The organism is Gemmatimonadota bacterium (assembly GCA_016704275.1).
Lineage (GTDB): Bacteria > Gemmatimonadota > Gemmatimonadetes > Gemmatimonadales > GWC2-71-9 > Palsa-1233.
Genome location: JADJAK010000001.1, coordinates 325,092 through 338,012 on the forward strand (window position 1 = coordinate 325,092; position 12,921 = coordinate 338,012).

8 protein-coding genes and 1 pseudogene are annotated in these 12,921 nt (G+C 66.1%); all 9 read left to right on the forward strand.

From position 1 onward, the window contains the following. The first annotated feature begins 537 nt into the window (after positions 1-537). The 9 genes and pseudogenes from IPG05_01530 (at position 538) to IPG05_01570 (ending at position 12,888) form a co-directional block, all read left to right on the forward strand. Entirely contained in the window at positions 538-1,710 is a 1,173-nt protein-coding gene (locus tag IPG05_01530; GenBank protein MBK6493781.1) for a hypothetical protein, read from the forward strand. Positions 1,711-1,739: 29 nt separating this feature from the next. Continuing rightward, the gene (locus IPG05_01535; protein MBK6493782.1) at positions 1,740-2,222 is read left to right on the forward strand and encodes an N-acetyltransferase; all 483 of its coding nucleotides are present in this window, start codon (positions 1,740-1,742) and stop codon (positions 2,220-2,222) included. A 1,664-nt stretch (positions 2,223-3,886) separates the two neighbouring features. Further along, positions 3,887-4,525: a thioredoxin domain-containing protein gene (locus IPG05_01540; protein ID MBK6493783.1), complete on the forward strand. Its 639-nt coding sequence runs from the start codon at positions 3,887-3,889 to the stop codon at positions 4,523-4,525. A gap of 344 nt (positions 4,526-4,869) precedes the next feature. Further along, on the forward strand, positions 4,870-6,066 hold the full coding sequence (locus IPG05_01545) for a hypothetical protein (GenBank protein ID MBK6493784.1): 1,197 nt from the start codon (positions 4,870-4,872) through the stop codon (positions 6,064-6,066). A 68-nt stretch (positions 6,067-6,134) separates the two neighbouring features. Next, positions 6,135-6,596, forward strand: a complete 462-nt coding sequence (locus IPG05_01550) for a hypothetical protein (GenBank protein ID MBK6493785.1) — start codon at positions 6,135-6,137, stop codon at positions 6,594-6,596. A 249-nt stretch (positions 6,597-6,845) separates the two neighbouring features. Beyond that, positions 6,846-7,082 carry a hypothetical protein gene (locus tag IPG05_01555; GenBank protein ID MBK6493786.1) on the forward strand — a complete coding sequence of 79 codons (237 nt, stop codon included), beginning with the start codon at positions 6,846-6,848 and terminating at the stop codon, positions 7,080-7,082. Continuing rightward, complete coding sequence (locus IPG05_01560; GenBank protein ID MBK6493787.1) at positions 7,013-7,822, forward strand: SMP-30/gluconolactonase/LRE family protein; 810 nt, start codon at positions 7,013-7,015, stop codon at positions 7,820-7,822. Before IPG05_01555 ends, IPG05_01560 begins: the two co-directional genes overlap by 70 nt. A 77-nt stretch (positions 7,823-7,899) precedes the next feature. After that, positions 7,900-9,433 (forward strand): annotated as a pseudogene (locus tag IPG05_01565) (DUF853 family protein). Between the two features lie 122 nt (positions 9,434-9,555). Next, the gene (locus tag IPG05_01570; GenBank protein MBK6493788.1) at positions 9,556-12,888 is read left to right on the forward strand and encodes a glycosyl hydrolase; all 3,333 of its coding nucleotides are present in this window, start codon (positions 9,556-9,558) and stop codon (positions 12,886-12,888) included. Positions 12,889-12,921 lie beyond the last annotated feature (33 nt).

Consider the following 12,921-nt stretch of genomic DNA (forward strand, 5'->3'; position numbering starts at 1 on the left):
GCGACCGATGTTGCTGAGAGCCCAATTGTATGGTCTGCCCTAGCAGATCGGCTAGAGGAGTTGCGTAGACGGTTGCCGATGCATCGGGCTGAACGGATAGAGGTGACGCAACGTGTCTGGCGACGCGGCCCCCGATGCACTCTCATGCTGCCTCGCCCCTGCTCCTGCCTCGCTTGGAAGTGCGGAAATGTCTGGCGGGGACCACACAATCCCCTCAGTGTCGCTTCGTGCTCAACCTGCAACCCTCCAGCTCGGAAAATCGGGTGTCTATCGTCCCAATCCCCATTTCAAGTGCGCCAGTCCGGGAAGTACCGAAAGCTTGCTCCCCCTGAGCGGGGAGCCCGCTTGGTGCTCACTCGCAGGCAATCGCTGCTGGGTCAACTCCGATCGATCCATGGTGCAATGTGCGACGTCGCATCTCCGCCCCGACTGGCCGCCACCCTCCCACTTCTGATAGCTCCCGGTACAATCCGCTCCGAGACATGCTGCATCCGAGGGTCTTCTGCTGCCGAGGGAGTGCAAGTGAATAGTCATCGGATGACCCAGGTCGTGCTGCTCGCCGCGCTAGCGCTCCCCGTCCGGGCGCGAGCCTTAATCGAGGCGTCGGCAGACACCACAACCCTCCGCGCGCGCCCGGGAGGCACCTGGCGCACCCCGCGCACGGCAGCTGAACTGCTGGTGGTCGAGGGGACAGCCCCTGGTCGCGAGTTCGGTGAGCTGATGGATGTACTGGCGCTCTCGGACGGGCGGGTCGCCGTCTTCGATGGTCGTGGGGTGAGCGGGCCTGAACTGCTGCTGCTCAACGCCGAGGGTGAGCGGATGCGCCAGCTCGGCCGTGTTGGGACGGGGCCCGGAGATTACGGCCCGTCCGTCACGCCAGGCTCGATCGCCGAGGGGCCAGACGGGGAGATCTGGGTGTGGGACCGTCGGAGCCAGCGCATTGTGCGCTGGGCGCGTGACGGGGGGGTCCTGCCAGCCGTGGCGTTGACGGTCTCGATCGAACCGAGCAATGACGCACCACTGCTTGCCGGTCCGTCGCAGTCGATCTTCGCGCCTGCCGCGGGTGGAGATGGCTCGTCGCAGTGGCAGGGCTACCTGCGCATCGCGCTGTCGGGGCAGCTGCTCGATTCGCTCGTGACGCCGATCATCAGCGGGAATCCTCAACTGCCATCGCCGTTCTGGCCGCAGTGGCTGATGCATCCGATGCGGGATGGTCGCGCGAGCCTCGCGCGGAGCGATGGGGCCGCGTTGCTGCTCTCCGATAGACGAACCGGACGCGTGGTTCGGATCGAGGTGCCGGTCCGCGGGACGCCGTTCCTGCCGCGCGAGCGAGCGGAGTGGCAGGCGCTGTTCGAGTTCGAGGCGACGAAGATGAGTCTGCCCGTGCCACGCCTTCCGGCGGCGAAGCCGATCTTCGCGCGCATCCAGGTCGACGCCAGCGGGGCGCTGCTCTGGCTCCAGCGACCGGTGCAGGGTCGGCCCGCGCCACCGGAGCAGCGACTCTCGCTCGGCGACGGCGCGCCGGTGCTCTCGTATGCTGAACCGTTGGCGTTCAGCGGGGTCGGCGTCGATGGCACCTACCTCGGCGAGCTCGCCTTCGAGCGCCTCGCCATCGGCCGCATCTCGTTCGCCGGCGACGCCGCGTGGGGAATTGCGCGCGGGAAAAGTGGCGCGAGCGTGCTGGTGAAGTGGGGATTGCCGGGGCAGTGACAGCAACGCATGTGATCAGCGAGGCCGGCCTGCCCGCGAAAAGTCGTCCCGCCACCGCCACGGACCTGCCTAGGATCGCTGTGATCTACAACGAGGGGATTGCTGAACGCTCGGCAACCTTCGAGACCACGCCGCGTGGCGTCGACGATATCGCTGATTGGCTCGATGGCCCGTTCCCCTGCATGGTGGCCGAGCAGGGAGGCTCAATTGTCGGATGGATCCACGCCTCGCGCTATCGGGCTCGCGAGTGTTACGCCGGCATCGGCGACTTTTCGATCTGTCTGACACGGCGGGCCAGAGGGCAGGGAATCGGCGATGCATTGATGGGAGCGTTTCTCCCGGCGTGCGCCGAAGCGGGCTCTTGGAAGCTTGTCGCGCGCATCTTTCCCGAGAATGCTGCCTCGCGAGCCCTTTGTGTCAGACACGGATTCCGTGAGGTAGGCACCTACGAACGTCACGGACAGCTCGATGGCCTGTGGCGTGATGTGGTGATCGTGGAGTGGCTGGTCTAAGGTGAGGCGCTCTCGTCCAATCGGAGTCCGAGCGCCCGAATGGGGGGTCCTCCTCCTCACAGCCTGCCACTCATCCCCGCCGCTCGCCCCGGCGCCGGCGCGCGCGCCTGCGCAGCTGATCGGCGCGTTCGTCGATGACTACGGCACCCGCCACCCCATCGGCGACACGCTTTGGCAGCACGGCAGTCGCAATCGCTATCACATCGTCCGCTGGGATGCTGTGGGGCAGTATCTGATCGCCCAGAACGACTCGTCCAATTCCGCCGAGAAGGGGCGCTGGAGCAGGATCGACTGGATGCCGCTCACGGGGATGCCGCCGTACGCCTGGGGGTGGTGCCTGACCGCCTACGACGCGCCGACCCGCGCCGCCGTCGAAGCGACGCCGCCCGCGAACCGCGCCACGCCGAAGATGGGGTGCGGGGGGTATCCGTTTACGAGGATGACGGGCATTACAGCCGCGCATGTCAGTGCCCTTCGGTCAACGAGGCGGGGCCGTTGGCCCCACAGGTTGAGGGGTGAGGGGTGAAACGAATAGTCTATCCGCAGCGAGGGCGCGAGTCTGATTCTCCGCAATAATCACCGGGCTCATCTTCCTCCGCACGCCAAAATCCGCCACCACTCCCGATTCGATCCTGCCCGTGGTACGCTCCAAGTGGCACCACCACCGCCACCCCCTGACGGAGTGTGACCACGATGCTTGCTACTCTTTTCCTTTCGACCCGACGCCCGACGCCCGACCCCCGACGAGTAGCGACCGCGCCGCGTTGGACCCCGCAGGTGTAGGCTCATGACGGTCCTGCTTCTCCGCCCGGGCGAACTGTCGCTCGTCCCGTTCGTTCCGAGCGTGGCAGCGGAGTATCCGCTCGACAGCATCCTCGTCGTACCGTACTGCCCTGACCAGCTACAGCACGTCGCGGTGGCGATCGATCATGCCATCCGGTTTCCCTGGCTCCCCGCGCTGATCGGCACCTCGACTGCGGGACTGCTCCCCGCTCGACTCGACGGCCTCGCGAACGGATTGCATCTGGCGACGCTGCCACTGAGCATGGGGGCAAGGATGGATGCAGGGGAGATCCGTGGGGCGATCCGGGCTCGGGGGGCGCCGGTCATCAGCCACTTCACAAATTGTTGTGGGCGCCGATGCGGTCGCGGGCTTGAACCTCTGTTCGTTAAGGTGCTTCGGCGTGCTCCACTTTCCCGGATAGAAAGCCGGGAACTTGGCAAGCTTGGGCGGTTGGGCACGGTCCAGTGGCGGAGGTTGTTTCTCCTTTGCCAGCTGCACGCAGATGTCTGGGCTAACCGCGTGACGTTGGGTCAGGCGGCGCACCTTCGTGGGACGACAAGAAAGTCTGCGTGGGAGTGGTCGACGAAATACCTGGGCATGTCCTGGGAGGAGCTCAAAGCGACTGCATCCTGGGAGGCTATTTCGGAACGGGCCATACGCTGGAACGGCTCGCAACATTCCCTTTCACCGTAGGACCGCGTCGAAGCTAAGGACAAGATTGGTAACATCGTTACGGATCTCGTTCGAAAGCGGCGAATTATCGGATGGCAAAAGCCAACGCGATTCTTCATCTTCGGTCATGTACCGTCGAACTGCTGCACAGGTCCCATCGCTGTTGCAGTCGCTTTCCTGCCAGAAACCTCCCATTGTCGGATCCTGTATGAAGCGACTTGAGTCAATCCTGACCATTGTGATGGTTTGCTGCGCGCTGGTTGCGGTCGGATTCTATGTTCGCCAGGAATTGGGATACGGCAGTCCGCAGGCGGGACAATCAAAGCCCCGTCGATTTGATGATTGGGAACGAGTGCAAGTCGGTGGGCTGACGCGGGGGCCTGTCGGAGCGAAGGTCATTGTCGTCGTATTCTCCGACTTTCAGTGCCCGTTTTGCCGCACCTTTGCCAAGGTCCTTACACAGCTTGAGGAGCGACATTCGGGTGATGTGAAATTGGTTTTCCACAACTTTCCCGTGAGTCAAACTCATCCGCATGCGTTTTCCGCTGCTTTGGGTGCTGTGTGCGCGTACAATGCAGGTCGTTTTTCCGGATACCACGATGCCGTGTTCGAGCGTCAGGATTCGATTGGAATACTCCCTTGGAGTGCGATCGCCAACCGCTCTGGTATCGCTGATTCACTCGCATTTCTTCGCTGTATGGACTCCGAGAGCCCCCGTCGGCGTGTAGTGGCTGATTCCACTCTCGGTGCCTCTATCGGGCTCAGCTGGACACCGACCGTAATCGTGAATGGTTGGGCCTTTTCGGGGACACCAACCGTTGAGCAGATCGAAAAGGTGCTGAAGTAGCACCCTGCAGCCACCGTGGATTCACCACGGCTGTTCCACTCCACGATACGGAGGTTGTATGTTCTCGAGTCGCAGGATCCTGCTTTGTGCGTCCGTTGTCCTGACCCTTAGCCTTGTCGGACTGAAGCCTGCACAGGCCGAATCGGGAGGCGAGAATGGTTGCGACGGCGGTGGACTGAACGCTGTGTGCTCCATCGGGCCGGACGGCTGCGACGTCACCTGGGAGGAACTCAACGAGTGCCCGACCCCCAAGACGTCATGCTGCAAGTGGACACCGAGGTACTGCGGGTGCTGGCCAGCCTGAGGTGGTAGCTACAGCGTGGCGTGCATCTGCCGCATCGGGTGTGCGCCGCGCCTACCCGCCCTTCATCGATTCGGACTTGGGCCAGATGATCCGTCAATGTGTCTATTCCCTGAGACTCCTCGCGCTACTGCCCGCTCCCGTGTTGGGACAAGCCGTGGGGTCGGGCAGCCTGCGGGGCAGCATCGAACTTTCCATTGGTGGTCCTGCTGAATCACGCCCAGACTACTTGTTTGAGGCCGTAAGCGGGTTGTACCTCGCTTCTGACGGAAGGCTGTTTGCCGCTGAGCCGAAGGCGGATCGTGTTCGCGTGTATGACGCTGCAGGCCGACTGCTGCAAGCATTTGGGAGGTCCGGCGAGGGCCCGGGTGATTTCCGATTCCCCTGTTGCCTGTCGCTTGATGCGGTCGGTCAACTGTGGGTTCGCGACGCCGGGCTTTCCCGCTATTCCGTGTACTCACTGACTGGGCCCGCCCAGCTATCGCGCACCATCAAGATGCCCGAGGTGTCTCAGACGCCGACGAGCCGCCCGCATTGGGGGCCGTCCGGCCAGTTGATCCACGTCTGGCAATCACGCTCGAGGCCCGGTTCAGTTGATCTCACCATCGCCGATATGGATGCCGATGGGAAGACCTCAAACGCGGTAGTCGTTCCTCCGGTGGCCCGTGTTCCAAAGACAGTGAGAGTGGCTTCGAAGGAGAAGGCCGGGGCATTCACCGAACTGGTTGAGCCGTTTTCCGGAGTGCCACTTCGCAAGGTGGGTCTGGGTGGTGAGTTCGTCGTTGCATACTCCGGTGAGTATCGCATCGATTGGTATGACCGGGGCGGCAAGCTCATGAGGACGATCCGGCGTGACGTCCGAGGGCCTGCGATTGGTCGCGTTGAGCGCGATTCCGCCGAGAATGCCATCGCCGATCAGGCACGGAGGCTTGGTGTCCGCCGATCGTCGATCGACCTCCGGGTACCGCAGGCGAAGCCTCCCATCATGGACATCGGCTTTGACTTGGAGGGCCGCCTCTGGGTCCAACTCGCGTCTACTCAGGCACAGGACAACGTCGCAGACTTGTATGATCGGACAGGCCGCCAGATAGCTGTGGTTCGCTGGCCGACCAATGTCCAGTTCTACCAATGGTCAATCCGTGGCAGCAGCGGCCTCGGGGTCGCCTTTGACGCAGACGGCACGCAAAGCATTGTGCGCGTTGCCTTCAAGCCCGATAGAGCCTCCGCATCGACTAAGTGACGGGGTGGAAGTCCGCCGCCTGGCCGTGAGCTCTCCGCGTCACTGGGCGCACCGCCTAGATTGCCGTGATGCCTGTTCAACGCGCGACACTCCTGCTGCTCCTCCTCACCGCCTGCCACTCATCCCCGCCACTCGCCCCGGCGCCGGCGCGCGTGCCCGCGCTGCTTGTCGGTGCCTTCGTCGACGACTACGGCACCCGCCACGTCATCGGCGACACGCTCTGGCAGCACGGCAGCCGCAATCGCTATCATATCGCGCGCTGGGATGCGGCCGGGCAGTACCTGATCGCCCAGAACGACTCGTCCAATTCCGCCGAGAAGGGGCGGTGGAGCCGGATCGACTGGATGCCGCTCACGGGGATGCCCCCCTACTTCTGGGCGTGGTGCCTGACCGCCTATGACGCGCCGACCCGCGCCGCCGCCGAGGCGACGCCGCCCGCGAACCGCGCCGCGCCGAGGACGGGGTGCGGGGGGTATCCGTTTACGAGGATGACGGGCCTTTCAGCCGCGCATGTCAATGCGCGGCCGTGAATGGGGTGATGTGGGGATTACCAGGCGCGCATGTCAATGCGCGGCCCGAATGAAACGAATTTCAACGATCAATCGTCACAATGCGGAATCGGCAACGTCGTTCATCGGAGATGCCGCGCATTGACCCTTCGCTCTGCTCAGGGCAGGCATGCGCGGCTGAAAAGACCCACCGCGACGGACGCTGGCCCATTCGCGCCGCGCATTGACATGCGCGGCTGAAAAGGACATCCCCGCCATCGGACCCCCCCCATGCGCCTCCCCCTCGCCCTCGCGCTCCTGATCGTCCCCGCCGTCGGGGCATCGGCCCAGTCTCTCGTCATCACCAACAAGAACGAGAGCACCGCCTCGATCATCACGCTGGCCGACGGGAAGACGGTGGCGACGCTGCCGACCGGCAACGCCCCCACGAGGTGGCAGTGTCGCGCGACGGGAAGTGGGCGGTGGCGACGGACTACGGCGCCGCGGGGCCTGGCGGCACGACGCTGACGGTGATCGACGTGGCCGCGCGGAAGGTGGCACGGACGATCACCTTCGGGACGCATGTGCGGCCGCATGGCGCGGCGTTCCTGCCGGACCATCGCACCCTGGTGGTGACGGCCGAGCGAAGTGGCGCGCTGGTGCTGGTCGACGTGGTGGCTGGCACCATCGTCCGCGAGGAGCCAACCGGGCAGACGATGGGGCACATGGTGGCGCTCTCGCCCGACAGCAAGACCGCCTATGTGGCCAACATCACGCCGGGGACGCTGTCGATCGTCGACCTCGCCGGGGACACGCCGCCCGCCGTGGTGAAGGTCGGCACGCAGACCGAGGCGATCGCCGCATCGCCCGACGGCAAGATGGTCTGGATGGGGAGCAACAACACCGGCAAGGTGTTCGTGGTGGACCTCGCCAAGCGCGCCGTGGTCGATTCGGTGCAGACCTCAGGCTTCCCGTACCGCATCGGCTTCACGCCCGATTCCCGGACCGCGATCGTCAACAACCCGATGAGCAACGAGATCTGGATCTTCGATGCCCAGACGCGGGCCGTGAAGGCCAAGATCGCGGTGACCGACCCCGACGGCGGCAACGCCGCACCCTTCGGCCTGATCGTCTCGCCCAAGGGGGGGAAGGCCTGGATCACCATGAACGGCGTCGCCAAGGTGGCCGAACTCGACATCGCGACCGCCACCCTGACCCGCTGGATGGCGACCGGGGCGGGCCCCGACGGGATCGGCCTGGTCCCCTGACCCCCGGGCGGTTGCCCCGGTACGGCGTTCGGCGCGACCTTTGGCGGTCCCGCTCGCCCTTCCGATGGAGCACCCGCATGGATCCCAAGGTTCTCGACGCCGCCCGGGCCGCCTTCCCGACGACCGGCCCGACCATCACCCTCGGCGCCGTCCTCCACGAAGGGGAATGCCACGCCGAACCGCTGGTGACCGTCCCGCTGCCGATGATGAATCGGCACGGGCTGATCGCCGGCGCCACCGGCACCGGCAAGACCAAGACCTTGCAGCTCATGGCCGAGCAGCTCAGCGGCCGGCGTCCCGGTCTTCCTCGCCGACATCAAGGGCGACGTCTCCGGCGTCGCGATGCCCGGCGAGGCGAGCTCTCGCGTCACCCAGCGCGCCACCGACACCGGCTTTGGCTGGAAGGCGAGCGGCTTCCCGGTCGAGTTTCTCTCGCTCACCGGCGCCCACGGCGCCCAGCTCCGCGCCACCGTCTCGTCGTTCGGCCCGCTGCTGCTCGCCAAGGTGCTCGGCCTCAACGAGACCCAGAGTTCGGTGCTCTCGCTGGTTTTCAAGTACTGCGACGACAAGCAGCTCCTGCTGCTCGACTTCACCGACCTCCGCGCGGTGCTGCAGTACCTGACCGGCGACGGCGCCAAGGAACTCGCCGATTACGGCGGGATGTCGAAGCAGACGGTCGGCGTGCTGCTCCGCGAGATGGTGGAGCTGGAGCAGCAGGGGGCCGAGGCGTTCTTTGGCGAGCCGGAGTTCGACCTGCAGGACCTGCTCTCGGTGGAATCGGATGGCCGCGGCCTGGTGAGCATCCTCGAGCTGCAGGACGTGCAGCAGAAGCCGGCGCTCTTCTCGACCTTCATGATGTGGATGCTGGCGCGCCTCTATGCCACGCTCCCCGAAGTGGGCGACATCGACAAGCCGAAGCTGGTCTTCTTCTTCGACGAAGCGCACCTGCTCTTCGATGGCGCGAGCAAGGCGTTCACCGACCAGGTGGAGCAGGTCGTGCGGCTGGTGCGCTCCAAGGGCGTCGGTGTCTTCTTCGTGACCCAGAGCCCGAAGGACGTCCCCGCCGACATCCTCGCCCAGCTCGGCAACCGGGTGCAGCACGCGCTGCGTGCCTTCACCCCCGACGACGAGAAGGCACTCCGCGCGGCGGCCCGCACCTTCCCGAAGACCGACTTCTACGACGTGCAGGCGACGCTCACCACGCTCGGCACCGGCGAGGCGCTGATCACCACGCTGACGACGCGCGGCGCCCCGACGCCGCCGTTCGCGACGCGGCTGATCCCGCCCGCCGCCCGGATGGCGCCGCTCACGCCGGACGAGATGGCCGCGCGTCTGGCCGGATCGAAGCAGGTGCGCCACTACGCCAAAGCGATTGACCGTGAGAGCGCTCGCGAACTGCTCGCGGAGCGGGCGGCCGATGTGGCGCGCGAGGCGGCCGAGGCGGCGGCGAATGCGCCGATCCCGGTGCCGACACGGAGCGGGCGCCCCCCGAAGGAGCCGCCGACGATGGCGGAGCAGGTGCTCAAGTCGCCGCTGACGAGGACCGTGGTCGGGACGATTACGCGGACGTTGATGGGGGCGTTGTTTGGAGCGCCGCGCAGGAGACGGTGACCAGTGACCAGTGACCAGTGAACGGTGAACGGTGAACGGTGAACGGTGAACGGGTGCTTTCGCACCACTCTCTCGTGAGGTTTGTCTTGCGCGCTGCCCAGGCAGGATCCCTGTTGTTGCTGTTGACTGTGTCCCTCCCACTCTCCGCCCAACGTCCCGCGACGCCGAAGGCGAAGGCCGAAAGCGTCAAGTCGGCCAAGCCCGACACCACCAAGGGGGCGAAGGCCGACACCGCCGCCACCAAGCCGCATCCGTTTGCGGCGGCGCTGGGGTCGATCCTCAAGCCGCGGCTGATCGGCCCGGCGTTCGTCGGCGGCCGCGTGAGCAGCATCGTGGTGCATCCGAAGAACCCGGCGATCTGGTACATCGGCGCCTCCTCGGGCAACGTCTGGAAGACCGAGAACGGCGGCGCGACCTTCTCGCCGATCTTCGATCGCTACGGCTCCTACTCGATCGGCACCGTGGTGCTCGACCCGCGCAACCCGGAAGTGGTCTGGGTCGGCACCGGCGAGAGCCAGTCGCAGCGCAGCGTGAGCTACGGCGACGGCGTCTACCGGTCGGAAGACGGCGGCAAGTCGTTCAAGCGGATGGGGCTCGAGAAGTCGGAGCACATCGGCAAGATCGTCGTGGACCCGCGCAACTCGGATGTGGTCTACGTCGCGGCGCAGGGGCCGCTCTGGGCCGATGGCGGCGACCGCGGCCTCTTCAAGACCACCGACGGCGGGAAGACGTGGGCGTCGATCATCACGGTGAGCCCGCAGACCGGCGTCACCGACGTGGTGTTCGACCCTCGCAACCCCGACGTCCTGATTGCCGCGACGTGGCAGCGGCGTCGGCACTACTGGACGCTGATCAACGGCGGCCCGGAGAGCTCGATCCAGCGCTCGACCGATGGCGGCAAGACGTGGCGCAAGATCTCCAGCGGCATCCCCGGTGGAAACCTGGGCAAGATCGGCCTCGCCGTCTCGCCGGTGAACCCCGACGTGGTCTATGCCACCGTCGAGGCCGGCGACAACGGCAATGGCATCTTCCGCTCGCAGGACGGCGGCCTCACCTGGGAACGCCGCAGCACCTACACGGCGCAGCCGATGTACTACGCCGTGCTGGTGGCCGATCCGCACAAGGTCGATCGCGTCTATTCGATGGACGTCGGCACGCAGGTGTCGGATGACGGCGGCGCCACCTGGCGCGGCGTCGGCGAGAAGTCGAAGCACGTCGACAACCACGCGCTCTGGATCGACCCGGCCAACGGCGAGCACCTGCTGAACGGCAACGATGGCGGGCTCTACGAGAGCCGCGACGGCGGCGAGAACTGGACCTTCTTCGGCAACCTGCCGATCGCGCAGATGTACGACATCGACGTCGACAACTCGACGCCGTTCCGCGTCTGCGGCGGGACGCAGGACAACGCCTCCTTCTGCGCGCCGACGTCGACGAAGAGCAACCACGGCATCATGCATTCGGACTGGTTCATCACCACCGGCGGCGACGGCTTCGTCTCGCGCATTGATCCGACCGATCCGAACATCATCTACTCCGAGTCGCAGAACGGCGGGATGGTGCGCTACGACCACCGCACCGGCGAGGCAGTCGGCATCCGCCCGCGCGAGCTGCGGGGCGAGGCGCCGTCGCGCTGGAACTGGGACACGCCGATCATCATCTCGCCGTTCAAGAGCAGCCGACTCTATACCGCGTCGCAGCGGCTCTACAAGAGCGACGACCGGGGCGACAGCTGGACGGCAGTCTCGGGCGACCTCACGCGCCAGGTCAACCGCGACGCCCTCCCGGTGATGGGGAAGGTCTGGGGACCGGAAGCGGTCGCGAAGCACCAGAGCACCGCCTTCTACAGCAACATCTCCCAGGTGGCCGAGTCGCCGAAGCAGGAAGGGCTCCTGTATGTCGGCAGCGACGATGGCTTGATCCAGGTCTCGGAGAACGGCGGGGCCGCATGGCGGAAGGTCGACTCGATTTCGGGCGTGCCGAGCAATGGGTACGTGCAGCGGCTCATTGCGTCGGTGCATGACGCCGGAACCGCCTTCGCCGCGATCGACAACCACCAGAACGGCGACTTTGCGCCGTACCTGGTGCGCACGACTGACGCCGGGAAGACGTGGACCTCGATCGCCGGCGACCTGCCGAAGCGCGGTGGGGTCTATGCCATCGCCGAGGATCACGTCAACCCGAAGATCCTCTTCGCGGGGACCGAGTTCGGCGCCTACGTCACCTTCGACGGCGGGCAGAAGTGGCTCAAGGTGCCCGGGCTGCCGACGATCATGGTGCGCGACATCGCGATCCAGCGGCGTGACAACGCCGTGGTGTTCGGGACGTTCGGCCGCTCCATCTACGTCGTCGATGACTACTCGCTGCTCCGGACGCTCGACCCGGCGTTGCTCGACAAGCCGGTGCATGTCTTCCCGGTGGCCGATGCCGCGGCGATCCAGCGGCGCGGCCAGTTTGGCGGTGGGGCCAAGGCGTCGATGGGCGAGTCCTTCTATGGTGCGGCCAATCCGGAGCTCGGCGCAACCGTGGTGTACACGTTGAAGGAGCAGGTCTGGAAGTCGCTTAAGGACAAGCGCATCGAGGCGCAGAAGGCGGCCGAGAAGGCCAACAAGCCGATCGTCTACCCGACGCCGGCCGACTTCCTCGCCGAGGCGGCGGAGGAGCCGATCACGATGGCGGCGCAGGTCACCGACGCGAAGGGCCGCGTCTGGCGCCTCGCGAACATCGGCGGTGCCAAGGGGATGCAGCGTTGGACGTGGGACCTGCGCGGCTCGCTCGAGACGCCGGCCGATCCGGCGCCGGCGCCGGCGGGAGCTGGTGGCGGCGCAGCGGCAGGCGGTGGTCGAGGTGGCGGTGGTGGTGCGGCGGGGCTCGCGGCCGTTCCGCCGGGGAGCTACACGGTGGTGATCGGCAAGCGCGAGCGCGGCGTCTTCGCGCCGAGCTCGACGCCGGTCACCTTCAATGTCGTCGCGGACCCGGCCTCGACGCTGACGCTGGCCGATCGTGATGCGAACCTCGCCTTCCGGACTAAGGCGTCACAGCTCTCGAGTGACATCGGCCAGGCGTCGGAGGCGGCCACGACGGCGCGCACCAAGCTCGCGGCGATCGTCCGCGTGCTCGACCAGATGCCCTCGGCGCCGGCCGCGCTGCGCACCCGGGTGCGCGCGCTCGACACGCAGCTGCTTGGCATCCTGCGCGAGATCAACGGCGACGACGTCAACTCGGCGCGCGGCGAGCAGGTGCCGGTCTCGATTCGCACCCACGCAGGTGGTGCCTTCCCCAGCGGGTCGCAGCGGCCGACGGGGAGCAACATCCAGCAGTACGACATTGCCTCGGCGGCGTTTGCGATCGAGTATGCCAAGCTGAAGCCGATACTGGTCACGGAACTGCCGGCGGTGGATGCGGAGCTGGACAGGATCGGCGCGCCGGCGACGCCTGGTAGGTTGCCGAAGTAGTCGTAGGTCGTAGGTCCCCAAGAGTTGTCATCC

What these genes read in the sequence shown, in the direction of transcription:
- IPG05_01530 (MBK6493781.1), top strand. Translation starts at nt 538, where the DNA reads ATGACCCAGGTCGTGCTGCTCGCCGCGCTAGCGCTCCCCGTCCGGGCG.
- IPG05_01540 (MBK6493783.1), top strand. Translation starts at nt 3,887, where the DNA reads ATGAAGCGACTTGAGTCAATCCTGACCATTGTGATGGTTTGCTGCGCG.
- IPG05_01550 (MBK6493785.1), top strand. Translation starts at nt 6,135, where the DNA reads ATGCCTGTTCAACGCGCGACACTCCTGCTGCTCCTCCTCACCGCCTGC.
- IPG05_01555 (MBK6493786.1), top strand. Translation starts at nt 6,846, where the DNA reads ATGCGCCTCCCCCTCGCCCTCGCGCTCCTGATCGTCCCCGCCGTCGGG.